Consider the following 25,182-nt stretch of genomic DNA (forward strand, 5'->3'; position numbering starts at 1 on the left):
GCTTATTTTAGAGTTCAAAGATACAATAAAAGAATAAACATTCATTTTTTATGGATGTATTTAAGATGAGTTTAACGTAATTATCAATTGTAAACATTTTAATTATTTAAACAATACCATATATTTATCTAAAAAAACAAAACAAACTTTTTAAAATGAACAGAATAGTAACCTTTGGCGAAGTATTGATGCGCCTGTCCCCATTGGGAAATAAAAAGATGAAACAGACCAATTTATTAGAATATTATTTTGGTGGTACCGAGATTAATGTATCTATTTCTTTGGCTAATTTTGGAAATAAAGTAAAACACATTTCTTGTATTTCAGACGATTTTATTGGAAATACCTGTATTGGGTATTTAAGACAGTACAATGTAGATACCCGAGATATTTATAGAACAAACCGAGCTTTAGGCATGTATTTCTTAGAGGTTGGTGCGGTAATGCGTCCCAGTACTATAGTGTATAATCGTTCTAATTCTGCGTTTTCTGGAGTGACGCCGGATATGGTAGATTGGGATAAAGCCCTAGCTAAAGGAAATTGGTTTCATTGGACAGGCATTACACCGGGCTTATCCAGAGGCGCTTACGAGACATTAAAAGAAGGCTTAAAAGCTGCTAAAGCAAAAGGGATTACGGTTTCATCAGATCCAACTTACCGAAGTGGTTTATGGAAATATGGTGTAGATGCCAAAGATGCCATTCAGGATTTAATGCAATATGTAACCATTTTTATTGGTGGTGTTAATGAAATTAATGAAATACTAGGGACAGAATATGGCTATGATAATGAAGATTTTATCGCTGCAAGTAAAGCCATAATTGAAAAATATCCGAACGTTGAAAAAGTTTTTGACAAGATTAGAGTGTCTATAAACGCATCTTGGCAAAAAATAAAAGGCCGCATGTGGAATGGTAACGAATTTAAAGAAACCGAATTTATTGAAATTACACACATTGTAGATCGTATTGGAACTGGCGATGCCTTTGCAGCTGGAATTATTTATGGACTATTAAATTTTGACGATTATAAAGCCATGGAGTTTGCAACAGCAGCTTGTGCATTAAAACATACATTTCCTGGCGATATAAATTATGCCACAGTTGAAGATGTAGAACATTTATTATCTGGAAATTCTGGCGGACGTGTTAATCGCTAAAACCAAAAGGGTACGAGAGTACTCTTAATTTTCTATTTTACATAATATAAATTATAGAACATATTATAACAATTAACGCAATAGCGCATTTCAGCGCTATTTGACATAATCGCAGATATAACAACACCTAAGTGTTTTATATCGGTAGTAATTATGTACAAGTAAATTGTGGATTCTTAGTTCAACGTATAATTAACGAAAACATTACATTTATAAAACATTTCGCACTATTTGTTAAAATCACAGATATAAATAACACTCAAGTGTTTTATATAGTTAGTGATTATGTCAAATTAATTGTGGCCTCGTAGTTGTATTTATTAATGTGTAGCTATAATTTTCTATTATGTAAAATATCCCAGAAGCATTCGTTTTCATTAGAATAATTGGAACTTGGGTCATTAAACTATTAAGCGGTTTGCTTCGCAGCGTGTAAAAAACATTTGTATCTATAATTAGCCGTTATGTAAAATAGCCGCTACCAAGCGCTCGGTTGTTTTATAAAATCAAATTGCTTATTGCAATTTATTTATAACACAATTATCCTATACTTAAGAATTACCTATTCATTTGATATTGGAATACTAACAGGAACAGGAATTTGAGCTAAAACATTATTGTAAATATCAACTTCTGTGGATTCTGTTTCAATAGAAACTATTAAACTATATTCAACATCGGAGTTATATCTCATTAGCTTTTTTCGGTTTTTCCACCAACCTCCAATTGGATAGATAGCTATTTTATTTCTCAATGCTAAATCTGCAGCTGAACCTTCCCATATGTCCTTATGAATACTTCCTTTATCTCTAACTTTACTACCTAATAACCAATTTTCACTACCTTCTTGTACGTAATCATCTTGTTCTTCTCTAAGAGTTCTACTTACTCTAGCTTTAAACATTTTTAAACTCTCATTTCTATCTATCATTTTGAACCTCAATCCATGTGATTTATATGATTGATCACTTGCGTATCTTCTATTTCCTGGATTTGGCTCAATAAAATATGACAATGTTATTTTTAATTTAACATTCGTCTCTGCTAAATCAGTTAATATGTCACTAGGCCAAGGTAAATCAAATAGATGAAACTCATTTGTTTTAGCTCTATTTTGTTCGTATTTATAAGGTCTTAAAGACCTTTCTGCTATCATTGTCAACGAATTTTCAGCACTATACTTGGCTTTGATTAAATTTGGAATTCCATAGCCAATTTTAGATATTAGATTCCATTTTTCATCTGAACTTAAGTCACTAATATTTGAATTATTTACGAACACTCTATTCCATTCAGCTGAATGTATAATTAAAGCCCTTATTGTCTCAGGTTTATAATTTGGATACATTTGATATAATTCAGAAGCAAATTTTGAAGCCAAAGCAACTGATGCACTTGTATCGGAAAATGTTGTTAACCATGATCTTCCTACACCTCCTACACCTGTTGATAAAAGTTTTAATGAATCATGATCTAGAATGCCTGAATTAAATATTCCGTCATTTCCACCTTCAAATACAACATCTGGCTTACGAGGCCATCTTTTATTCCATTTTAAAGAAGTAGAATTACAAGGTGACATTTGACCTCTTTGTGCTAATAACTCTGCTCCAGGGAATTCTTGAACATTTAACCTGTCTTTCTCTGTAAATGAACCAACTGTAATTGCATTAAATGATTGAGCAGGATCTTCAACGGAAAAATCTTCATTAGATATTGGATAATTTAATCTATCATTTAAGGGTAAATTACCTCCGGATATTAGAACTAATGTATTATCGTTTCTCTCCTTTATAGTACCAAATAATTTTTGATCTATAGCAGCAGACCAAGAAGAAGGTCTACCTAAATATTTATTATCTGGTGCTGTTACAGCTAAACATACTATTCTTTTTGAAAATGGATTTATTACTTCTGCGCTTGCAATGGCTTCCAATGTAATTTTTCCATATAAATCAGGATCATTTGCTGTACTAGCATCTATAATTTTTATGCTTTCAACATTATTTTTTATGTTAATAATTCCAGTATTACTTAATGGTTCATTTAAATCACCATATAAAATGATACCTGCCATTGGTGTTCCATGACCATGCCTGTATGAATCAGCTGTTGTCCATTCTGGATTTATAGAATCCAAATTCCTTGCAGGAATTAAATCTTCCAAAAGAGGATTAGTTCTATTGACACCAGAATCTAAAAGACATACAACTACATTACTGTGATCAATTTCATTATTAATTCTATCTTTTAAATCGTCAATAAACTCACCTTCCCAAGTTTTATCCAAATTTGTAAAGAAATCTGAAGTTTCAATTGGCTTTCTTAATTCAGCTAAATTATTTTGGTATAATAAAGTTCTTGCCAATTGTTCAGGTGTTCCTTTTATTAAACCAACAATGTTTTCTGGAAACTCTAATATTCTTTCGTTTGTTATAAGTCCATTATCGCTCAAAGAATTAATAGATGATAAAACTTCTTCTCTACCTACATTACTATACCAAACCTCCCACCAAACATCTTGACCTGCTGACGGGAAATCAATTTCAGGTTCTTGCCAAAAACTTTCTAGAGTTGCTGCTCTAATGTTTTCAATGTTTGAAATTAAATTTTGATTACGTGGATTTCCACCAGAGGTGTCTTCGGATAAATATTGTTCAATCTTGGTTAGAAAATTAGAAACAGCTCTTTTGTTTAAATAAACTGCAATTTTATATACAACTTGTTCTTGTCCATCAACATCGTTAGTAAATATGGCTTTACATGAAGCTAATCTAATGTTATCTCCAGCATTTTCAAACCTATCAAATGTTAGTTCAAAATTAACAGCTGATTCAAATTCAATATATACAAATTCATAATCAGCATCTCCTTCTGAAAATTCGGTAACAGCATGATTAAATGATTGTTGTATATGTGTTCCGTGCTGTTGCCTATTTGTTCTAGGTTTTAAATTGAAACCTCCACCTCCATGTGTACTATATGGAAATGAAGAAGTGTATCCATTTAGACGAATATGATTTAAATCTGACATTTATTAGAAAGGCTTTTTTCTAGAATTTATTATTTCAGTTATAAATTCTAAATTAGATTTTTCCTCTCCGTAAATAAGAATATTTTTCAGGAAATCTTCACAAACTCGTTTTAAGTCCGAAAAATTAAGTCCAATAGATTTTTTGGATAGATTTAGAAGTATATTATCTGAATCAGATAACTTTTTGTTTAATTCTCTTTTATAAAATTGATAAATTTGTTTTTCTGTTGGTAGTGGATAATTAATAATATCATCAAATCTTCTAAAAAGTGCCTCATCAAGATTTTCTGGCATATTTGTAGCAGCAATAATTAAACTATTTGACTCATCCTTTTCGATTTGTAAAAGAAAACTATTCAAAACTCTTTTTATTTCTCCTACATCATTACCATGATTTCTTGTTGTTCCTATACTATCAAATTCATCAAATAAATAAACAGCTCTAAACTCTTTCATTGTATCAAAAACTAAACGAAGTTTAGCAATAGATTCTCCCATATATCTACTTATAAGACCATCAAGTCTAATAACAAATAAAGGTATTCCCAACTCATTTGATAATACTTTTGCAGTCATTGTTTTACCACAACCAGGTGGTCCTGTAAGAAGTAATTTTTTTCTTGGAAATAAGTTATGCTGTCTTAATTTTTCAATTTGCTTTTGCTCATCTAAAATTCTGATTATGATTTTTTTTAGTTTATCATTTAAGACCATATCTTTCAATTTGTCATTAGGTCTTGTAAATTCTAATAAATCATTCAACTCTTTTTGAGCAGCATTTACTGGTAAGTTTTTTAGACTTCCAACATCAAGTTTAGACTTTTTAGAATCTTTAATTAGCTTCTTTAGCTCTTCAGCTAGTTCTTGACGACCCTTTCTTGCCTCTGCTGCAGCTATTTGCATTGCAGTAGCATAGAATCGAGAATCATCTCCATCACTAAAAGATTTAATTAGACTTTTTATTTGTTCTGCAGCTGCCATTTTATATTATCATGCTATTCGCCGTAAAAATATACAAAAGTTTCATCAATTAATTATGTTATAGTGCAATTTTAAAATTAAATTTATTAATAATTCCACACACATTCCACTACCCTACTACGTCGTCGCATAAAAAGTGTTCCATTAGCATTGCAGAAGAAACTTTGAGAATAAATTTTTTAAAGAAACTGAAGTAACAACTTTCGCTTTTTACCAAAGCAAAGTAACATAACGCAGAACATTATAGAACATATTATAACAATTAACGCAATAGCGCATTTCAGCGCTATTTGACATAATCGCAGATATAACGGCTTTAGACTTATAGCGTTAGTAATGATGTCAAGTTAATTATGTTTTAGTAGTTTATTTTATAATTAATCACAATCAATCCTCAAAATTATGTACCGAATTACTATTCCCTAATCTTAGAGCAAAAAACTTGTAAATTACAGGAATAGGGTCTTTTATAAAAAACTTTAAAGCGGTATCGGTTTTTAAAAAAGTCCACTTAAATAAAACACCCTTTTCTTGTTTTACTTTTAATTTTATACCTGTTAAACTGTAATAAGTAGATGCATTACATTCTGGTGCTGTAAAAGCTTGTCCTATACTAAGCTTATAATGTAAGTCTGGAAAATTAATACCTGCATGCAACGACGCCTCTAACGACAACCAATACCTGGGGTTAATCTCTATAACTTTAAAGTCTTGAGTGTTTACGTCAAATCTCAAATCTACGTGTGCTATACCAGACCAATTAAGCGTTTTCATAAGCTTTTGGACAACGGCAAATAACTTGGGCTTTTGGAGAAATACATGGGCATAAGCCGGTGCAAAATCAGATGTGCCATTAACAACCCCTTTCTGGATGGTGTATGCTAAAATTTCACCGTGTTTACACAATACGCTGCAATCTATATCGTAGCCTACTATATATTCTTGAATAATGTGTGTGCCTAAAAAGGTGTTGGTTTTAAAGTGATTTTTAAAAGCAGCCATATCCTGAAAAACATGTATATGATTACCTCCTCCATACCCTACTGTGGGCTTACTGATTATGGGAAAATGTAAAGCTTTAACGGTATCTAATTCTGACATATGAGAGACTAAACACGATTTAGGATGTGGAATTTTATGCGTGTTTAAATGGTGAGATAATAAGGCTTTATTGTTGGCCGTATCAAAAGTTGCCAAATCTGTAACCAACATTAATTTTTCAGAGGCTTTTAATTGATGCTTGTGCGCTATAAATTTTCTAATCCCTCCTTCAGATACGGGCATAATAAAATCAATATCGTGAGCTTCTACCGCCTTATCAATAATAGTAACCCATGCGTCATCATTTTTAGGTTTTGGCACATATGAAAAATGATCTACATACCTGGAGAAGCGCATTGGAGTGTATTCTAAACTCGAAATCAGATAGATTTTATATTGTTTAGAAGTGGACAGACAATTAATAACAGGGATGGCTAAAAGGTTTTCTCCATCAGGAATTAATAGTGATATAACATCTTTTTTTTTCATGATTGCCTTTTAGTTTTTAGTGCGTTCCACAGCATTGGAAGGAAAAATAAGATACCCGCCCAAGTGACTACAATTTGCGTGATATGCATAATTTCATTATTAAACAGCAAGCGCATGGTATAACGGATGAAAAAATCTAACCCAAACAGAACGATATAAAAATTACTACTGTATAATAAAAATGTACGAATACCATTCCAATTGTAGGCAACCTTATCTGAAATTCGTATTTCAAACCAATGCCTTTCTAATTTGGGGGCATCAGGGCTCCAGTGTATGTGTCTATTAAAATTAAGGCTAACCAATGCCTTTTTTAAGGTCTTAAATTGGTTATCATCTAGTGCCACCAATAGCTTGTCTTTGGGCCAATCTAAAAAAATGAGCAGTCCTAAAACTATATCTTCATAAAAATGACCAAAACGATGAATGGTTAGGGTATACAATAAGGTGTGAAAAATAAGAATGGCCCATACTGCAATGTTTTGTGTGTTCTTATTTAAAATTAAGATGGCTATAGTGAATTCAAGACACATAGAACTCCAAGACAAAAGCTTTGCAAACATTAAATCTGGCAGCCATGAAGCAATGGTAATATAAGTCTGATTCTCGCGCGCAACCCGCAACCAATTATCCATAAATTGTCCAGTCCACCAATCTAATTGAGGGGTTTTATTTATTACCGCTCCAATGTATATTAATGCAAATTGAATATAGAGTAACCAAGGATCGTGCAGCCGATTAGACAATCCGGCCAATAAGAAAAAACAGCCTAAAATAAACAGATGATTCCTAAAAATAGGTTTTGAAGAGAGTAAAACCAATAAGGTGATTAATCCCAATAGAAAAGCCATGGTTCTGACCCTAACATTACATAACAACAACACACCGGCCGTTACAAATATAATTTGAGACATGACTTTATAGACATTGGGGATGACATGAAAGTTGTCAAATACTTTTAAGAAAGGAATATACGGATCATCCATTTTCCCCACAAAACCATACAAGCAAAGCATGATAAAAGCGAGCTTACATAATAATAAAATATTAGGTAGCATTGCGGTATTTGTTACTCGCAATGGAAAATATACCGATGTGGTAAGTGTATTTATTTTTTCGAAAAACTCCATACCTTTTCGTCATGACCATTTGTACGGTAAATCACTTGCACTTCGGCATGATCTTCTATGCGGTTGCGAGTCTCGTACTGTCGTATTAAACTAAAAACATTATCAATAGCTCTAGGTTCCCAACCAACCGCTTGGTAGTGGTACCGTTTTTTGATGTCTTGTTCTGAAAGTAACTGACCATTGATCTTTACAGAAATAGTATAGTACGTATGCTCATCGTAAGGCGCCCAACAAAAATAACGTTCGGGAATAAATCGGGCATATCCAATAGAACCTACTTGCAATAGCAGAAAGAGGATGCCAATGGCATATCTAAATTTCATTTAGGTGTGATTTTGGTCAGTCTATTTATTTAATTTAATGAAATACTGGACTTTACACGGAAATAAGCTTAAAAAATCGTTATAACGTGAATTTATAGCGTTAAAACCTTTCTTTTAACCCAGTGAATGCTGTAAAAATCTTTCAAATGGCATTAAAAGATTTCGTAAATATTTGAAATTAAGAGTATTATATCCATGTTTAATATGGCGCTTTACTCCTGCATGGTAGGTGTAAAAAGTTTTTAAAATAAGTACCTGATATTTGATAATATCAATTAAAAATTTAACACATATAAATAATATATAGCTCTAGATTGTATTAAGAAAATATCGGCTCTCAATCAGTAGACATATTTTAACCACATTCATAGCCTTATGCAAACTAAGAAAAACTATTTTTTGGATGTTTTTTTTAATGTCTAATGACATAAATAAAGTATTAATTAACTATTAATTTTGCACTTGCTGTATTACCATTGAAAAATTGGACTTTAATTAAATAAATACCTTTTAATAATTTACTTGTATTAAAAGTCATTGCAGTAGACAATATTTTGTTTTCTTGATTTTTGATGCTTTTACCTAATAAATCGAATATTTCAAAACTTTGGATTTGAGTATCCTGAATAGATTTAATGTTAACTAAACGTGTAGTGGGGTTTGGATAAATATGTATTAATTTTTCTGTATTATGAGTTTCAAAAAAATGATGATCATCTACACCGAGAGTCGAAAATACTGGAGTTGTAACATACAGCTCGCTGCCACTTTCGGTAGTTATACCTTGAAAAAAAAGATGATCATTAACCATGGTAAAAGAATAAGTTAATCTTAATTCTGATGAGCCATTTGTAACATTAATATCAATAGCAGAAACTTCATTTGACTTACCTTTAGTTACCCATAATTTATCTGAATAGGCATATTGTTTAAAAAGTAAATTTTCTTTAAAACAAGCTAATTCAGTGAAAACATTATAAACATCTTCTTCATTATTTAAAACGGCATTTGTACCAGCTGCTGTACCATCTGTCTTCCATAATTCAGTTCCAGAACTAGCCTCATCATGAACTTGAAAATACACATAATCTCCACAACTCATAATTTGACTTATATCTAAATTTATAAACGGATGAGTACGATCAGAAAACATAAGTTTAGTCCCTTCTAATGTTCCATTTGTTTTATATACAGCTTTATAAAAAGGACTTGGCTCTTTTGCTATAAAATAAAGCTCGTCGTTAAGTATAGTCATATCTTGAATATCACTATCTATATTATCTCCAAAAGTCATTAAGTGATTTGTTCCTTCTGTCGTTCCATCTGAAACCCACAAATCATGTGGTCCATATGTAGTGCCTGAAGTTTCAGCAATCATTACTAATTTATTATTTACCACACGAATGGCTTCAAGTCTATTTAAGTCTTTAATTTTTGAAGTTCCAGATATTGTGCCATCAGTTCTAAATAAAGCAAAACCATTATCTCCTATTGCAGAAAAATAAATTGCCCCTTGATATGACACGACTTCAGTAATCCATCCATCATTAGAATAACCAGTTTATTTTTTAATTAATAATTCTTATTAAAAACCTTCATTAAATTGATCTTCACTTATAGCTGGTTTTGGTAATTTTTTTTAAATATGCTTTAATAATTTATTCAAAATGCTAAAAGGATTACAAGCGTAAAAATCAATAAGATATGAGCTTACAATAATTGCTTAAGAAAAATTTAAATTTACAAAATATTATAGTATTACATATGAGGGAAAACCGTAAACCAAAAAGATTTTTTAAATAATTGACACTTCCATACTACATCGTAGTATATAAAGTGCCGCACTAACATTATAGAAGCCGTTTTCAATATTACTGTTTTTGAAGATACTATAATAACAACTTTCGCTTTGATTTAAATAGATATTAAGCGATGCATGAATATATTAATCTTAATAAAAAGTTATAAATACAGTTCTATATGGCTAAATAATATAGCATAACTAGTTTGGACTAACAATTTTAATAAAGACCATTTAATCATCACATCTTAATCACTTCCGCAACGACACCCTGAACTCTAAAATCTGTAGTTAATATTATGGGCTGATGTTTTGGGTTTGTAGAATGCGGTTTTAAAACAATTGTGTTGCCATTATGCCTAAACTCTTTAATAGTGGCTTCGTCGTCTATTAGGGCAAGTACCAAATCTCCGGTTACTGCAGTTTGTTGACGTTTAATTAGTAGTAAGTCTCCACTATCTATGCCTTTAGTATTCATAGAATCTCCAGTGGCTCTCAACAAAAAATAATCTGATGGGGTTTTAACCAATTGTGTGGCGATTGGGATTTGAGCTTCAATATGTGCTTCTGCAAATGTGGGCAAACCACAAGCTACAGCACCTATTAATGGGATATTTACGGTATCACTTTCAGCCGTACTATGTAACACAACCTTGTTAACCTCTAATAAGTCTCGGGCTTCAACATGCAGAATATTGGCAATCTCATACAGCAATTCTAAACTGGGTTGCCTCCTATTTTGCACATAAGCATTCACCATATTATAACTCTTATTTAACTTCTCGGCCAACCACGTTTGCTTGATGCCTTTGTCTTCTAATACCTCCTTAATGCGATTCATAATCAATCAATTGATTTTCAGTAACAAATATAAACAATTACACAACAATATCTCATAATATGAGATACTTATTATTAATATTTTAAGCTTTTTTATAAACACCTCCTCTTTTTTATAAGATTAAGTTGTAGCTTTACACCTAAAACTTAAATACATAACAATGTCTTTTGAACGGGTACAAGAAAAACTAAATATCCTTGCAGATGCTGCAAAGTACGATGTGTCTTGCTCTTCCAGCGGGAGTAACAGAGCCAATACAAATAAGGGATTAGGCGATGCTTCAAATTCGGGGATCTGTCATACCTATACCGAAGATGGCCGTTGTGTATCCTTGTTAAAAATACTCCTGACAAACCATTGTATATTCGACTGTGCCTATTGTGTCACGCGAAAAAGTAACGATATTAAACGGGCAGCATTTCAGGTGCAAGAAGTGGTCGATTTAACCATAAACTTTTACAGACGTAATTATATTGAAGGGCTTTTTTTAAGTTCAGGTATCTTTAAAAGTGCCGATTATACCATGGAACGCTTGGTGGCTGTGGCTAAAAAATTACGATTAGAAGAAAACTTTAATGGCTATATTCATTTAAAATCTATTCCTGGTGCTAGTGACGAACTCATGCGGGAAGCAGGTTTATATGCCGACAGATTAAGCGTGAATATTGAAATACCAACAGCAGAAGGCTTAAAACTTTTAGCACCAGATAAAAACAGAGCCGATTTTATTAAACCTATGGAAAAGGTTAAAAATGAAATCATACAATATAAAAGTGAAAAGAAACTTATTAAAAGTACGCCCAAATACGCACCAGCTGGGCAAAGTACCCAAATGATTGTGGGCGCCAGTGGCGAAAACGACATGCAAATCATGTACACCTCCAACTACTTTTATAAAAATTTCAATTTAAAACGGGTGTATTATTCTGGCTATGTGCCTATTAGTTACGATACCCGGTTGCCACAAATAGGCACACCTGTGCCCATGTTACGTGAAAACAGATTGTATCAAACCGATTGGTTATTAAGATTCTACGGCTTTAATATTGAAGAAATCCTAAACGAGCAAAACCAACATTTAGATTTAGATATCGATCCAAAATTGGGTTGGGCTTTACGGAATTTACACGAATTCCCTGTAGATGTGAATAAAGCCGATAAACGCATGTTAGCTAGAATACCTGGTTTAGGGATGAAATCGGTATTTAAGATATTACATGCCAGACGTTACAGACAACTCAATTGGGACCATTTAAAAGCAATTGGGGTATCCTTAAATCGGGCTAAATATTTTATGATTTGTGCCTCAAACCAATTTGAAAGTCGTGATCTGACAGCTGAAAAAATTAAAGGATTAATCTTACAGAATTCTAAGAGTAAATATACCAACATGCTTAGTAACCAATTAAATCTCTTTGGATAGTAGCGTTATGGAAACCACACTGATTTACGACAGCTCATTCGATGGATTCTTAACGGCTGTGTTTACGGCTTACGAGATGAAATTGAAAACAGTTGTTATAGTCAATCAACAGCGATTTCAACAACCGTTATTTGGGAGTTACGAGACGGTGATTACAGACCAAGAGAAGGCAAATCGGGTGTGGATAGGCTTAAAAAAGAAAATGACCGCCAACGAATTGCGTCGGTTTTATTATGCCTTCCTAAGTGAAAATCCTACGGCAGAACATACCATATACCAAGCCATTTTATATGTGTTTGCCTCTAAAACAAACGTCGCTTCAGATTTTAGTAATGCGCATATTTTAGAGGTAGCTAAACTGACTAAAAATGTTGGGAGAGAAAAACATAGAATGGAAGCCTTTGTACGGTTTAAACTGACAAAAGATGGTATTTATTTTGCCAATATAGAACCGGATTTCAATGTGTTACCACTCATAAAAAGACATTTTGAAAGGCGCTATGCCGACCAGAAATGGCTGATTTACGATTTAAAACGAAAATATGGGATCTATTACGATTTGAAACAAGTAGAATTGATTACTCTTGAATTTGACTCTAATTTTGATCCGTCTAAAACATCATCAGACCTATTTGCTGCGATTGAATTAGAATTTCAACAATTGTGGAACGACTATTTTAAAAGTACAAACATCCCTTCTCGAAAAAACATGAAACTCCATATTCAACATGTACCGAAGCGCTATTGGAAATATTTAAGCGAGAAACAGTAAAACTCTTGTTTTATACGGCTTTTATATTTTATTTTCAGGGGTGTTCGAGCAGAGTCGAGAACTAGGATTACAATATAATAGCATAGTTTCTTTTAATATAATAAGAATTATAAGATATTGATTCTTAAGTTTTAAATTATAATTATAACTTCTCGACTCCGCTCGAAGACCATACTAATAACATGTTGAGCTAGGGTGTTCGAGCGGAGTCGAGAACAAGAATTACACTATAATAGCATAGTTTCTTTTAATATAATAAGAACTATAAGATATTGATTCTTAAGTTTTAAATTATTATGATAGCTTCTCGACTACGCTCGAAGACCATACTAATAACATGTTAAGCTAGGGTGTTCGAGCGGAGTCGAGAACAAGAATTACACTATAATAGTATTATTTTTTTATATAATAAAAACTATAAGGTATTGATTCTTAAGTTTTAAATTATTATGATAGCTTCTCGACTCCGCTCGAAGACCATACTACTAACATGTTGAGCTTAACAGGGTGTTCGAGCGAAGTCGAGAACTAGCATTATACTACAATAGCATTTTATTATGTTTAAGTGTGATGTTTATTAAAAACTTATAAACTTACTGGTAATAAATCAAAATTTAAACTTCTCGACTACGCTCGAAGACCATACTACTAACATCTTGAGCTTAACAGGGTGTTCGAGCGAAGTCGAGAACTAGTATTATACTACAATAGCATTTTATTATGTTTAAGTGTAATGTTTATTAAAAACTTATAAACTTACTGGTAATAAATCAAAATTTAAACTTCTCGACTACGCTCGAAGACCGTTTCAATAACATGTTGAGCTAGGGTGTTCGAGCGGAGTCGAGAACAAGAAAACATCATTAATAATACAATCTAAAATCCAATAATTTACAGAGCGCATAATGTCTTTGGTGTAATTCTTCCACAACATCAAACATATTATCGTCTTCATTAAATAAATTAAAGAACGCTTGATCCAAGCGTAAACTATCTATACCATTATAGGCGTTACCATAGCCAGAAACCCCTTTGGCTCCTGTAATATCTAAAAAGTACTGTGCTTCTTCTTCGTCTAAATCTAGAATTTTAGCATTTGAAAAATGTAAAATCTTGCCTTGTAAACGCCCTTCAAAAATTTCGGCAATTTCTTGTAAACTATAATGGTAGTCGTTTAAACATATCGTATTAGCCGCTCCTGATACAACCAAATAAATGATTTCATAATCCGTAAAATGATGATCGTCTAAAATCAAGCTATTTAAACTCTCCTCTAGTCCTTCTATGGTATCGCAAGTTTTATAGATGCTTGCTATGCCAAATTTATGAACCAAGTGCTCCAAGCTTTCTTGCGTTTTGGTAATTTTATCGGTTTCGATATCAGAAACGCCTTCTAAGCAGTAAATGAAATACTCTAAATCTATAAATTGTTCTTGGGGTAATTGTTGGGATTTTTCTAACAAGTTTCTGAATTTATGCAGCGCATATGAAATGCAAAATTAAAACAACGCGTCTAATCTTAGAAATTTTTAGCTAACTTTTCTTTTAGCAAGTCAATATCTAAAGATTCTAACAAAGGAATTAAATTAGGATACATGTTTTTATGGTAACCAAATCGTGCATCGGTAAACTCCGCAATGGCTTGGTCTTTACTCCAATTTTCGAATACCATTCGAGATGCCGCGACTATAGCTCCCGTGCGATCTGAACCATGCCAACAATGAACAAGTACAGGCTTCTGTGCCTGTTGTATAGTTTGTAAAGCAGTAAAAATATCATCGCCATCTAATGCCCCTGCTTTTAACGGTAAATTATATAAATCTAAATCAAGAGCTTTAAGTTTGTTTTCATCCGTATGTTTCCGTCTGAGATTTACAACCGATTTAATACCCACCGCTTGCAGGTCTTCCATCCCTTTTTTAGAAGGCTGTTCCGAACGGTATACATCAGGATTTAGTTTGTATAAATTATGAAAATGATTAGACTCTATGTTCTCGAAATAAACCTCTTGCGCCTGTAAATAAGTGCCACATAAAGCAAAACATAAGAATGAAAAAAGGTGTAGAGGACTTTTTAAAGAAATTTGCATAAAATATTTATATTTAGCTGTTGCAAAGATAAAAAAAGCATGGTAAGAAAACGGAATATAGTAGTGGCTTCTCGACTCCGCTCGAATAACCTCTTGTGTTTTTTAGGAGGTTCGAGCGAAGTCAAGAACAAGAATACATTATTTTATTTGCAGTGTATTTTAGTGTGATGATTACGCTAAATTTGAAACTGATTTCGTACCTTCTAAAACATCAACAGTCCTATTTACAGCAATTGTATTAAAATTTCAACAATTATGGAACAACTATTTTAAAAGCACAAACATCGCGTCTAGGAAAAATATAAAACGACATAAACAACATGAGCCTAAACGCTATTGGAAATATTTGAGCAAGAAATAGTAACGTAGCAACTACCCTCCTATCATTAATAATAAAAAAATATAAAACACTAGCATTAAACCACTTGAACACAGTAATAGAAATAAATATAATTTCTCTCATTTTTTTTTAAGATTTAGTGTTGTGATTTAGATAGGTTTACGACCAATAGATTTTAAAAACTAGAAACCATCGCCAACCATAGCAATACCGCCATTCTTGTATTTGCGCTTTCTCCTGAACTGGACAGAAAGCACAAGCGGTTTATGGAGTCAGGCAAACTTTCTAATACGTTAACCAACAGCAGTCTTAAAAAAGCACAATCCACCGGTTTGGATTGTATCTTGTTCACAGAACAGCAACAGCAAGGTGAAACCTTTGGTCAGCGGTTTACACATGCCATCGCATCTGTATTCAAAATGGGGTACGATAACGTCATCACCATTGGTAACGATACGCCTCAGTTAATGCCTCAGCATATTAAAGAGGCACACCTCAGATTGCAACAGCAACAAGTCACAATCGGACCAAGTATAGATGGTGGATTTTACTTATTGGCACTTTCTAAACACCAATTCAATGCCAAAGTGTTTGAAGCATTCGACTGGCAAACAAATAAGGTATTCAGACAAGTACATCACAATCTTACCCCCTCTCAGCAAACATCGCATGAGCAACACATACATTGTCTGCCGGCTTTTTACGATTTAGATCAACAATCTACCATCAAAAAGATACTTGCTCAATTAGGAACGGCATATAAAAGTATCATGGCGTGTTTACAAGCACTTCTCACTGAAAAAAACACCATATTACAATACCTTCAAAACGGTCTCGACACAGACTTCACTTCTCCGTTTTACAATAAAGGCTCACCCATTAATACACTGTAAATACCGTTTTAATTAATGTATTAAAGGCATCCTCAGGTGCACTCAACAACGTTTATGAAAAAAATTTTAGGAATAGCATGTATGCTATGCTTTACTGTGCTATATGCACAAGAAGATGTAGTCGTTACGGTTATCGATTTTAATACCAATCAACATCTTACAAAGATCACAGTAAGTTTAGTCAATACCAATATGGCTTACGAGGTCAATAAAACAACCTCTACTTCAGGGAAAGTGGTCTTCAACTCCATTCCTGTAGTCAATGGATATCAAGTTATTTTTGATGGAAATGACACCTATGCCCCACAAGTGTCTGAACGTTTAGATGTGCGTTCTAACCAAGAACTCAGCGTGCAATTGTTTTTGGTTCCGGCGGCATCGGTGACAGAGAACTTAGATGAAATCGTCATCTCCTCAGTGGCAGGTACACGCATCAATACCAAGTCGGCAGAAGTGTCTTTCGAATTGAAGGAAGCAGAACTTAAAGCCTTGCCTATAGAAGGCCGAGATATCACACGCGCATTGTTTAGATTACCCAACGTCTCGCAAGCAACAGGTTTTTTCCCAGAAGCTCCCAACGTCAGTATCAATGGTGGAAATGGATTGTATACCTCCTACCTTATTGATGGTTTAGATAATAACGAACGCTTTTTAGGTGGACAAAAATTCGCGATTCCTGTGGGGTTTACTAAAGATATTACAGTACTCACCAACAACTATTCTGCAGAATTTGGGTTGTCAAACAACGGTGTCATCAACGTCACAACCAAATCAGGTGGAAATACAATTGAAGGGGAAGTCTTTTTTGTTACACGTCCGGGTGCTGTTATTGATGCAAGCTCTGCTTTTGCACAACGGGACTTGTCCGGAAATCAAGTGCAAGATGGGTTTCAACGCTACCAACAGGGATTTGCTATTGGCGGCCCCATAGTTAAAGATAAAACCTTCTTTTTCGTGAATGCAGAGTATACACGAGACTTAAAGGATAATCTTCTAAATTCGGAGCAACTAAATGTAAATGAATCAATTAGAGGGACTAATAATTTCACCTACCTCTCTGCTAAAATAGATCAGAACTGGTCTAAACGTTTTAGGAGTTCCCTGCGTGCTAACGTTGGATTAGTAACGATTGAACGTCAGGGTGGCGGATTAGAAGGAGGCGTGCTTTTTCCTTCTGCAGGAAATTTTCAAGATCGCAACTCCCTAAACATAGCATTTAAAAATGATTTTATAGGAGATACTTACAGTGTGCAAAGTAACCTGCAATATTCCCGTTTTAGATGGGATTATAGCCGACCTATAGATGCCGATAGTCCGCGAGTAACCATACTAGATCCTGCGTCCTCTGCCATTGCAATCATCGGACGCCCAGGTTTCGATTTCGACGAATTGGAAAACACGTTTCAGTTTCAACAAAAAGGAAAATTCTATCTGGGTCTGCACACCCTTAAAGCAGGTTTAGGTCTTATTTCAGGTAAACATAGACTTACAGGCGGTGGAAATCCTAACGGAAACTATACCGTGCGATTAACCCAAAACCAATTAAACGACTTAAGTAATGCCAATTTGGGAAGTCATTTAAGCATTACCGATATTCCAGCAGAGGCTACAGTTACGTCTTATGATGTGGAATTGCGCCCACAAGCGTTCGGAGCCACCCAAAATATCTATTCGCTGTATTTGGAAGATGAATGGAGCGCTACTAATAAACTTAAAATCATTTACGGCTTACGTTACGATTACGATAACCTGTCTAAAGGTGGAAATACGAAAGGCGATCTCAATAATGTCGCACCACGTTTCAATTTCAATTATAAATTAGGCGATCATGCCAGTATCCGTGGAGGTTATGGCGTATTTTACGATAAAATCAATTATGCGCTATATAGCGATGCCCTACAACAGAATACAGATGGAGCCGACTATAAATTGCAAATTCAAGAATTTATAGATTTAGGTATTCTACCGTCAGATACGAATATTAATCGGGTAACCTTTCAAGGCAATTTATCGGCTTCTTTTGTAGAAGATGATAACATTGGGTATTTAAACGGCCCGTCTGGAGAAAGTTTACAAGACCGCAGAGAGAGTGTGTTTAGTAACGAACGCCGTATTCTTAATCCTAATGGTTATAAAAATCCGTACACCCATCAGTTTTCATTGGGATATCAATTACAAATCAATCAAAGCAGTTTGTTTTATGTCGATCTGGTGCATAATGAAGGTCGAGATCTATTTAGACTCCGTAATTTAAATGCCGCAGCAGAATTTCCTATAGCTGAAGATTTTACACAAAATGATGTGCGTACAGCAGCCGAAGCAGATTTGTCCAGGCCCATTCCCATAGACAATAGCGGCGCAACAATTAACGGACAACGGGTTACAGGGATTGCCCGCAGTGTGATAATGACAGAAAGTGAAGGGCGCTCGCGCTATACCGCCTTGAGTTTTAACTACCAACAAGATCGTGGCGATGGTATATTTGGATACCGCCTAAATTATACCTTATCGTCGTCCAAAAACGATACGGAAGGGATTAATTTTAGAGCAATGGATGCTAATAATTACGATCTGGAATTCGGACCTTCCATTAACGACCGCACACATCTTATCAATGCCATCGGGAATCTGTACCCTGCAAAAGGATTGGCAATTACGCTTGCGGGATTATTGCAAAGCGGACAACCCATAAATAGAATTCCAAATACCAGTATCGTATCTACTCAGTTTGAACAATTCCTAACCCGAGATTTAAATGGTGATGGTACGGGTTTTGGAGAAAATTACACAGGGAACAGCGACCGCTCACCAGGAGAATCCCGAAACAGCGACCGCCTCCCGTGGTCCTATACCTTCGATTTTGCCATACAATACCAATTTGAAGTGTCTAAAGGGAATAAAATAGAATTGCGAGCAGATGTGTTTAATGTATTTAATACCGTAAACCTAAGCGGATTTAGTAATAATGCCACCCAAAGTAATCAAATTCAAGAAGGCCCTGCAGGAAGTGGCATTGTTGCAAGAAATGCAGCGCCGCCAAGACAGTTTCAGTTTGGAGTAAGATATTTATTTTAAGACAGCGTTAATCACGTTTAAAAAAAGAAATCAGATGTTTAAAAAGTTATTAAAATTCAGTGCATGTTGTGTAATCGCCTTAATGATACAGACCAGTAAGGCTCAATCAGACTACCAAAAAATCCCAGTAATTATTGATGCCGATACAGCTAATGAAGTAGACGATTTGTTTGCCATTGTGCGTGCTGTTGGCGAACCTAAATTTAATGTGCTCGGGATTACCTCTGCTCAGTTTCATACGTCTCCTTATGCGAGTGATAGTACCGTGGTAGAAAGTCAGCGCATCAACGAACGACTCATGGCATTAATGGGTAGCACAGACATTCCGTTACCTTTAGGGAGCAACAACGCCTTAACGGCTCCCAATACTCCTCAAGATTCCGAAGCAGCACGTTTTATCATTGAAAAAGCCCATCAACTTAAGGCGGACCAAACCTTACAGCTCGTTATTTTAGGCTCGTGTACTAACGTGGTGTCTGCAATACTGTTAGATGAAACCATAATCCCTAAAATTCAAGTGAACTATTTAGGGTTTTGGCACGATCCACAGGAGAACACCTATAATAAAAAAGAGTTTAATTCAGGAAACGATACCATTGCCGTTAATGTGCTTTTAAACCATCCTACGTTAAACTTAAGAGTCATGACGGCCACAACAAGTCTGCATTTAGTGTTTAAAAAAACCACAGTCGATATGCAACTCAAAGGGAAAGGTGACATGCCTGAATATTTAGTAAATCGCTGGGAGACCTATAACCGCTGGTGGACCAAAAAAGATCCTGAAAAAACAGCATGGATCATGTGGGATGTTGCCATTATAGAGGCTTTAATTCATCCGGAATGGACCACTTTAGAAACGTTTAAAACACCTAAAGAAAATACGCAACGGGATATTAAAATCTATACAAAAATTGATGTAGACAACATGGAACATGATTTCTGGAGACACTTAAACAAGTTGATGAACTAAACCATATAACATACTTAAAATCAATTTATAAAATAATTTAAATACAATACAAAAACAGCTTATAAGCCTATCATTACAGACCAAAACACGGTACCTAAAACAATAAAGATCCTAGGTACCGTGTGAGTATAAAAACTTAAATTGTAAAGTAGATTTTAAAGCCCTAAATAGACTTAGACGTCATATTAAAAGCCTTCTAAAACAAGTTTACCTTTTGCTTTCCCTGTTTCTAAAAATGCATGTGCTTTACGCAGATTTTCAGCATTAATAATGCCAAAGTTTTCTCCTAATGTCGTTTTAATGGTTCCGTTGTCAATCAACTCCGAAACTTCATTTAAAATATGGTGTTGTTCCATCATATCTTCCGTTTGAAACATAGACCGTGTAAACATAAACTCGATATGCGTAGATACTGCTTTTGCTTTAAAAGGCATCACGTTAAAGGATTTAGGATCGTCAATAAATCCAAATTTCCCTTGTGGTTTTATCAATTTAGCAATCTCATCGGCATGTTGCTCTGTACCGTTTAAACTCACCACGTAATCTGGTGCAGCAAGGTGGTATTTTTCTAATTCTTCACTCAATTTATGCTTATGGTTAATAACAGCATCTGCCCCCAAATCTTTTAACCATGCCGTCGTTTCTTCACGAGACGCCGTACCAATAATATTCAGTTTGGTTAGCTTTTTAGCCAATTGCACTAATATAGAACCAACGCCTCCAGCGGCTCCAATGACTAAAATAGATTTACTAGCATCATCTTTCGCCACTTGTAATCTATCAAACAAGAGTTCGTAAGCTGTAAGTGATGTTAACGGCAAGGCTGCGGCTTCGGCATAAGATAAACGTGATGGTTTTTTACCCACAATACGTTCATCTACTATTTGATACTGCGCATAACTTCCTTGACGTGTAAAATCGCCAGCATACCAAACCTCATCACCTACTTTAAAAAGCGAAACCTCATCGCCTACTGCTTTTACAATGCCTGTAGCATCCCAACCAATCACTTTCCAATCATCTCCTTCTACAGGCATTCCTGCGCGGACTTTATAATCTGCCGGGTTTACAGAAATGGCTTTTATGTCTACTAAAAGGTCTCGCCCTACAGCTTGTGGTATTTGTAATTCTATGTCTTGCAAAGAGTTAACATCTTCTATTGGAAGATTATCTTTATATCCTATAGCTTTCATGCTTTTGTGTTTTTTAGATTTTTGAATATTCTTAATTCTGTCATTTTAAGGGGATGAAATGTCATTCCGAGGAAACGAAGAATCTCCTAACACTGTCATTCCGAGGAATCTAGGATTCTCCTATGCTTCCATAAATACTTCATAGCATTCTAAATGACACCTAAAACAAAAACTTATTTCCAAGTAACTATAGCTTCAAAATGTCATTCCGAGGAAACGAAGAATCTCCTAACACTGTCATTCCGAGGAATCGAGGAATCTCCTATGCTTCTATAAATACTTCATAGCATTCTAAATGACACCTAAAACAAAAACTTATTTCCAAGTCACTATAGCTTCAAAATCACGTCTTGATTTCCCAAATTCTGGATCTGCTTTTCTATACCCAAAAGCAACCATAAATGACAACCCATATTTATCCGTATCTACACCAAACTTTTCTTGTAATAAGGCTTCTGCTTTTTCTTGATGAAAACCTTCAATCGGACAAGAATCAATTCCTGTTAATGCCGCAGCAGTCATCATATTTCCTAAAGCGATATACGTTTGTTTAGAAGACCAATCAAATAACTTTTTATCTGTATCTAAATCAAAATCTCGTTCTTGAAATTCTCTGTAGAATGTAGAATACATATCAATAACCTCTTGTGGTAATTGCTTCACATCTTTCATCATATGCATAATATACTCCGAATCATGTTTCACCATAGGTGCTTTCATACTTAATCCCAATACAAAATGACTAGCTGTATCTAATTTTAAAGGTGCTCCCCAAGCTACAGGTTTTAATAACTCACGTAACTCCTTATCCTGAACAACTATAAAATGCCAAGGCTCGAAACCAAATGAACTTGGTGATAAATGTGCGGTTTCTAGAATGAATTTCATATCCTCGTCCGATACCTTCTTGGTAGCATCAAATTCCTTTGTGGCATGTCTGAAATTAAAAGCGTTTAATATATCTGCTTTTGCAATGTTTGGTGTGTTCATCGTTATATGATTTTATAAAATGGATTATACTATATTTTTTATAGTGACAAAAGTAAGTATAGTCTTTTAAACTCACAATAACGGTCTAAAAGTATAGTATAAACATTTTATTACAAACAGTTAATTTTCAACACTTTGAAACATCATATTTTTACTATAAAAAGTATAGTTGTATATTAAAATATAGTATGATACCTTTGTACCAGTAATAACTATAACTAATAGCATTTTTTAAATATCATATGTATAAATATAAAGGAAAGGAATACCCCTGTTGTGCAAGTTTAACCATGGGTATTATTGGAGGGAAATGGAAAACCGTCATTTTATATCATTTATTAGACGGAACACTCAGATATAATGAATTGCGAAAAGCAATGCCTACGGTTACAGAGCGCACCTTAAGCTTACAACTAAAACATTTAGAAGAAGATGGCATTGTAAAACGAAAAGTATATACTTCTAAACCGCCTTTAAAAGTAGAATACTCGTTAACCGATTTTGGAAAAACATTAATTCCTCTAATCAAATCTATTGCAGATTGGGGCGTTATGGTTGTTGAGAAACAAGGAGAAATTGTAGAATAAATACAGAATGCACTGCCCGCCTAGAGCTTTTGTGTTTACTAAAAGTTATATCAAAAAACACGTGTATAGCATCGCATTAAAGGATGACTATACACGCGCTTAAACTGGCTTGATTCACATCTTCTTTTACTCTAAATAAAAGAATCTTATGTATTAATTTTAAATGAAATTATACCACTGACTGTTTTCATTATAATCTTCAATTTGTATCACCGTGTTTTTAGAATGAAATGAATTAATCAAATTAGAAACATCTAGTTTTAAAAGCTCTACACAATTGGTAATTAAATCGGTTCTAAAGCCTTTATCCTGCATATCTAATACAAAATTGACAGATATTATTCTAGAAAATACTTTTCCTAAATCAATCATTTTTCGTTGTTTCATATCCGTATCGACAGTAAAATCTATATAGTCTTTAAAATAAGCATACGATTGTGTGGTTAGATTAAACTCTTTTAAGAAGCGATAAATATTAAACTCTTTTTTGCGTTTCATAAGTTTAAAAATCATTTCTGTAATTTGAGTATACAGCATTTCATTAGAGCCTTCAAATATTTGAAAGGCTCTACTATCCATAATACCTCGACCTCCAATATTCTCCATTTTAAAGCCTTTAGAGCCTGACAACTGTGTTAACGTTTGTGCCGCATCTTGCATAAGGTCGGTAACAAAAGCTTTCATAGTATTCGCTTCTATACCGCTATTCGCTAAATCTTGATCAATACCACTATTGGTACTGCTTCTAAAACACATGGCAGAAGCAATCGTATAAGAACTTTGAATGGTAGAAATTTGGTATTTTACCTGGTCTAATTCAATTAATTTCTTTTGGCCTACAACACGTTCACTACAGTATTTAATAGACTCGTCTAACATGCGTTTTATAAAACCTAATGCCATACCTGGAAACTGCATTCTGCTTCGGTGTAAAACATCTAGCATCATTTTAACACCAGAACTATGAGGTTCTAATTTATAATTTGCTGGAACATGTACATCGACTTTATTTTTCCCGTAAGGAATCATATACAATCCTAAGTTATCGTAATATTCTTCTACTGTTATTTGCTGATTAGGCTGACTAACATCACAAATAAAAAAATCAATATCTCTATTTAAATTTCCATTTGCATTTTTACCACGAGACGTAATAAGCCAATAATCGGCCATTCCCGTTAAACCTTGCCAGTGCTTAGTCCCTTTTATGGTGTACCCATCTTCTACTTTTTCGTTATAGGTTTGCATGCCAAGCGCATCACTTCCAAAATCGGGCTCGGTAATCATTAACCCCCCCATGTTTTGTTTGTCTAGAAACCGTTTAAAAATGGAGCCCTTTACACTGTCATTAGCATATTTTGCTACGGGTTCTAAAAATAAAGCAATGTTTATCCCAAAGGTTAAGGATAACGGTAAAGATTCGTAAGAGGCAGCAGATAACATTCTAAGGCATTCACTCACCTTAACGCCTCGACCTCCATAATTTTCAGGAATAGCAACAGATAAAGGCGCCTTTGCCATAATATCTCTTAGAACAACAACCGGTAGTCCGCGTTCTTTACTAAATTGATGTATATCATACCGCTGATGAAAAACATCTTTTAGTGTGTTTTCAAAGTCTTTAATATATTCTGAAAAATCTTTAAGCATGTTTTAATTTGTATTTAATGAACTCATTATTTTAATAATAGATCTAACATATAGAACTATATTTCATGTAAAAATAATTAGAATTATTCTAAATAGCAGAGATATTCTTATTTCTTTCTAAATTATATCAGACTTAAAACGCTTAAATCTACACTTTAAACAACAAGTTACATATTATAGCTTAAAAGTATTTGACTAATTCGTTGTATTAATAAAACTCTTTTGGCACCTAAATGGTACTAAAACTTGCACCCTTAAATGCTATTTAAAAGAATCTTATCCGTATTACTATGGCAATACAAAAAAAGGTGTTTTTTTACTGTTATGCCGCTCTATTTTATGTTTTAGCTTCGCTTTAGTTTTTGAACCTTTTGTGCTTAACGTGGCAGAACATAAAATA

The 25,182-nt window shown here is 34.0% G+C and carries 20 protein-coding genes and 1 pseudogene; 8 read left to right on the plus strand and 13 right to left on the minus strand.

Annotation, left to right across the window (positions count from 1 at the left end):
• Positions 1–155: 155 nt before the first annotated feature.
• On the plus strand, positions 156–1,160 hold the full coding sequence (locus Q1B05_RS08655) for a sugar kinase (protein WP_299779657.1): 1,005 nt from the start codon (positions 156–158) through the stop codon (positions 1,158–1,160).
• Positions 1,161–1,722: 562 nt separating this feature from the next.
• Here the strand turns inward: Q1B05_RS08655 and Q1B05_RS08660 are convergent.
• From Q1B05_RS08660 to Q1B05_RS08695, 8 genes and pseudogenes are all read right to left on the minus strand, one after another.
• Complete coding sequence (locus tag Q1B05_RS08660) at positions 1,723–4,194, minus strand: S8 family peptidase (RefSeq protein ID WP_299779659.1); 2,472 nt, start codon at positions 4,192–4,194, stop codon at positions 1,723–1,725.
• Positions 4,195–4,197: 3 nt separating this feature from the next.
• Positions 4,198–5,175: an AAA family ATPase gene (locus Q1B05_RS08665; protein ID WP_099569358.1), complete on the minus strand. Its 978-nt coding sequence runs from the start codon at positions 5,173–5,175 to the stop codon at positions 4,198–4,200.
• Between the two features lie 387 nt (positions 5,176–5,562).
• Positions 5,563–6,705, minus strand: coding sequence for an ATP-grasp domain-containing protein (locus tag Q1B05_RS08670; protein WP_299779662.1), 1,143 nt, complete (start codon positions 6,703–6,705; stop codon positions 5,563–5,565).
• Complete coding sequence (locus Q1B05_RS08675; protein ID WP_299779664.1) at positions 6,702–7,835, minus strand: HTTM domain-containing protein; 1,134 nt, start codon at positions 7,833–7,835, stop codon at positions 6,702–6,704. The genes Q1B05_RS08670 and Q1B05_RS08675 overlap by 4 nt, the downstream gene beginning before the upstream one ends.
• A complete protein-coding gene (locus tag Q1B05_RS08680) occupies positions 7,814–8,119 on the minus strand; it encodes a hypothetical protein (RefSeq protein ID WP_299779666.1) in 306 nt (101 codons plus the stop codon). The genes Q1B05_RS08675 and Q1B05_RS08680 overlap by 22 nt, the downstream gene beginning before the upstream one ends.
• A gap of 478 nt (positions 8,120–8,597) precedes the next feature.
• Positions 8,598–9,683 (minus strand): T9SS type A sorting domain-containing protein, encoded by a 1,086-nt coding sequence (locus Q1B05_RS08685; RefSeq protein WP_299779668.1) that lies wholly within the window; start codon positions 9,681–9,683, stop codon positions 8,598–8,600.
• Between the two features lie 517 nt (positions 9,684–10,200).
• Entirely contained in the window at positions 10,201–10,608 is a 408-nt protein-coding gene (gene lexA, locus Q1B05_RS08690) for a transcriptional repressor LexA (RefSeq protein WP_299779756.1), read from the minus strand.
• Positions 10,609–10,611: 3 nt separating this feature from the next.
• Positions 10,612–10,800: pseudogene (locus tag Q1B05_RS08695) on the minus strand (helix-turn-helix transcriptional regulator); the annotation flags it as partial.
• 160 nt (positions 10,801–10,960) lie between these two features.
• Here Q1B05_RS08695 and Q1B05_RS08700 point away from each other — a divergent pair.
• Both Q1B05_RS08700 and Q1B05_RS08705 read left to right on the plus strand, forming a co-directional pair.
• Complete coding sequence (locus Q1B05_RS08700) at positions 10,961–12,223, plus strand: putative DNA modification/repair radical SAM protein (RefSeq protein WP_299779670.1); 1,263 nt, start codon at positions 10,961–10,963, stop codon at positions 12,221–12,223.
• Positions 12,224–12,230: 7 nt separating this feature from the next.
• Complete coding sequence (locus Q1B05_RS08705; protein ID WP_299779672.1) at positions 12,231–12,995, plus strand: TIGR03915 family putative DNA repair protein; 765 nt, start codon at positions 12,231–12,233, stop codon at positions 12,993–12,995.
• Between the two features lie 863 nt (positions 12,996–13,858).
• Here the strand turns inward: Q1B05_RS08705 and Q1B05_RS08710 are convergent.
• Together Q1B05_RS08710 and Q1B05_RS08715 are read right to left on the minus strand one after the other, a co-directional pair.
• Positions 13,859–14,458, minus strand: a complete 600-nt coding sequence (locus Q1B05_RS08710) for a DUF6642 family protein (RefSeq protein WP_299779674.1) — start codon at positions 14,456–14,458, stop codon at positions 13,859–13,861.
• A 56-nt stretch (positions 14,459–14,514) separates the two neighbouring features.
• The gene (locus tag Q1B05_RS08715; protein WP_299779676.1) at positions 14,515–15,084 is read right to left on the minus strand and encodes a dual specificity protein phosphatase family protein; all 570 of its coding nucleotides are present in this window, start codon (positions 15,082–15,084) and stop codon (positions 14,515–14,517) included.
• A gap of 283 nt (positions 15,085–15,367) precedes the next feature.
• Here Q1B05_RS08715 and Q1B05_RS08720 point away from each other — a divergent pair, with 283 nt between their 5' ends.
• The 4 genes from Q1B05_RS08720 (at position 15,368) to Q1B05_RS08735 (ending at position 20,362) form a co-directional block, all read left to right on the plus strand.
• Positions 15,368–15,445: a hypothetical protein gene (locus Q1B05_RS08720; RefSeq protein ID WP_299779758.1), complete on the plus strand. Its 78-nt coding sequence runs from the start codon at positions 15,368–15,370 to the stop codon at positions 15,443–15,445.
• A gap of 311 nt (positions 15,446–15,756) precedes the next feature.
• Positions 15,757–16,317: a DUF2064 domain-containing protein gene (locus tag Q1B05_RS08725; RefSeq protein WP_299779678.1), complete on the plus strand. Its 561-nt coding sequence runs from the start codon at positions 15,757–15,759 to the stop codon at positions 16,315–16,317.
• Positions 16,318–16,371: 54 nt separating this feature from the next.
• Positions 16,372–19,392, plus strand: a complete 3,021-nt coding sequence (locus Q1B05_RS08730) for a TonB-dependent siderophore receptor (protein ID WP_299779680.1) — start codon at positions 16,372–16,374, stop codon at positions 19,390–19,392.
• Positions 19,393–19,426: 34 nt separating this feature from the next.
• Complete coding sequence (locus tag Q1B05_RS08735) at positions 19,427–20,362, plus strand: nucleoside hydrolase (protein WP_299779682.1); 936 nt, start codon at positions 19,427–19,429, stop codon at positions 20,360–20,362.
• Positions 20,363–20,547: 185 nt separating this feature from the next.
• Here the strand turns inward: Q1B05_RS08735 and Q1B05_RS08740 are convergent, their stop codons facing one another.
• Together Q1B05_RS08740 and Q1B05_RS08745 are read right to left on the minus strand one after the other, a co-directional pair.
• On the minus strand, positions 20,548–21,555 hold the full coding sequence (locus Q1B05_RS08740; RefSeq protein ID WP_299779684.1) for a zinc-binding alcohol dehydrogenase family protein: 1,008 nt from the start codon (positions 21,553–21,555) through the stop codon (positions 20,548–20,550).
• A gap of 315 nt (positions 21,556–21,870) precedes the next feature.
• Complete coding sequence (locus Q1B05_RS08745) at positions 21,871–22,545, minus strand: NAD(P)H-dependent oxidoreductase (RefSeq protein WP_299779686.1); 675 nt, start codon at positions 22,543–22,545, stop codon at positions 21,871–21,873.
• A 242-nt stretch (positions 22,546–22,787) separates the two neighbouring features.
• Here Q1B05_RS08745 and Q1B05_RS08750 point away from each other — a divergent pair, with 242 nt between their 5' ends.
• Positions 22,788–23,132: a helix-turn-helix domain-containing protein gene (locus Q1B05_RS08750; protein WP_299779687.1), complete on the plus strand. Its 345-nt coding sequence runs from the start codon at positions 22,788–22,790 to the stop codon at positions 23,130–23,132.
• 159 nt (positions 23,133–23,291) lie between these two features.
• Here the strand turns inward: Q1B05_RS08750 and Q1B05_RS08755 are convergent, their stop codons facing one another.
• A complete protein-coding gene (locus Q1B05_RS08755) occupies positions 23,292–24,782 on the minus strand; it encodes an acyl-CoA dehydrogenase family protein (RefSeq protein ID WP_299779689.1) in 1,491 nt (496 codons plus the stop codon).
• Between the last annotated feature and the right edge of the window lie 400 nt (positions 24,783–25,182).

Source organism: uncultured Formosa sp., from assembly GCF_947500765.1.
Taxonomy (GTDB): Bacteria; Bacteroidota; Bacteroidia; order Flavobacteriales; family Flavobacteriaceae; genus Formosa.

What these genes read in the sequence shown, in the direction of transcription:
- Q1B05_RS08655 (WP_299779657.1), top strand. Translation starts at nt 156, where the DNA reads ATGAACAGAATAGTAACCTTTGGCGAAGTATTGATGCGCCTGTCCCCA.
- Q1B05_RS08660 (WP_299779659.1), bottom strand. Translation starts at nt 4,194, where the DNA reads ATGTCAGATTTAAATCATATTCGTCTAAATGGATACACTTCTTCATTT.
- Q1B05_RS08665 (WP_099569358.1), bottom strand. Translation starts at nt 5,175, where the DNA reads ATGGCAGCTGCAGAACAAATAAAAAGTCTAATTAAATCTTTTAGTGAT.
- Q1B05_RS08670 (WP_299779662.1), bottom strand. Translation starts at nt 6,705, where the DNA reads ATGAAAAAAAAAGATGTTATATCACTATTAATTCCTGATGGAGAAAAC.
- Q1B05_RS08675 (WP_299779664.1), bottom strand. Translation starts at nt 7,835, where the DNA reads ATGGAGTTTTTCGAAAAAATAAATACACTTACCACATCGGTATATTTT.
- Q1B05_RS08700 (WP_299779670.1), top strand. Translation starts at nt 10,961, where the DNA reads ATGTCTTTTGAACGGGTACAAGAAAAACTAAATATCCTTGCAGATGCT.
- Q1B05_RS08705 (WP_299779672.1), top strand. Translation starts at nt 12,231, where the DNA reads ATGGAAACCACACTGATTTACGACAGCTCATTCGATGGATTCTTAACG.
- Q1B05_RS08715 (WP_299779676.1), bottom strand. Translation starts at nt 15,084, where the DNA reads ATGCAAATTTCTTTAAAAAGTCCTCTACACCTTTTTTCATTCTTATGT.
- Q1B05_RS08730 (WP_299779680.1), top strand. Translation starts at nt 16,372, where the DNA reads ATGAAAAAAATTTTAGGAATAGCATGTATGCTATGCTTTACTGTGCTA.
- Q1B05_RS08735 (WP_299779682.1), top strand. Translation starts at nt 19,427, where the DNA reads ATGTTTAAAAAGTTATTAAAATTCAGTGCATGTTGTGTAATCGCCTTA.
- Q1B05_RS08740 (WP_299779684.1), bottom strand. Translation starts at nt 21,555, where the DNA reads ATGAAAGCTATAGGATATAAAGATAATCTTCCAATAGAAGATGTTAAC.
- Q1B05_RS08745 (WP_299779686.1), bottom strand. Translation starts at nt 22,545, where the DNA reads ATGAACACACCAAACATTGCAAAAGCAGATATATTAAACGCTTTTAAT.
- Q1B05_RS08750 (WP_299779687.1), top strand. Translation starts at nt 22,788, where the DNA reads ATGTATAAATATAAAGGAAAGGAATACCCCTGTTGTGCAAGTTTAACC.
- Q1B05_RS08755 (WP_299779689.1), bottom strand. Translation starts at nt 24,782, where the DNA reads ATGCTTAAAGATTTTTCAGAATATATTAAAGACTTTGAAAACACACTA.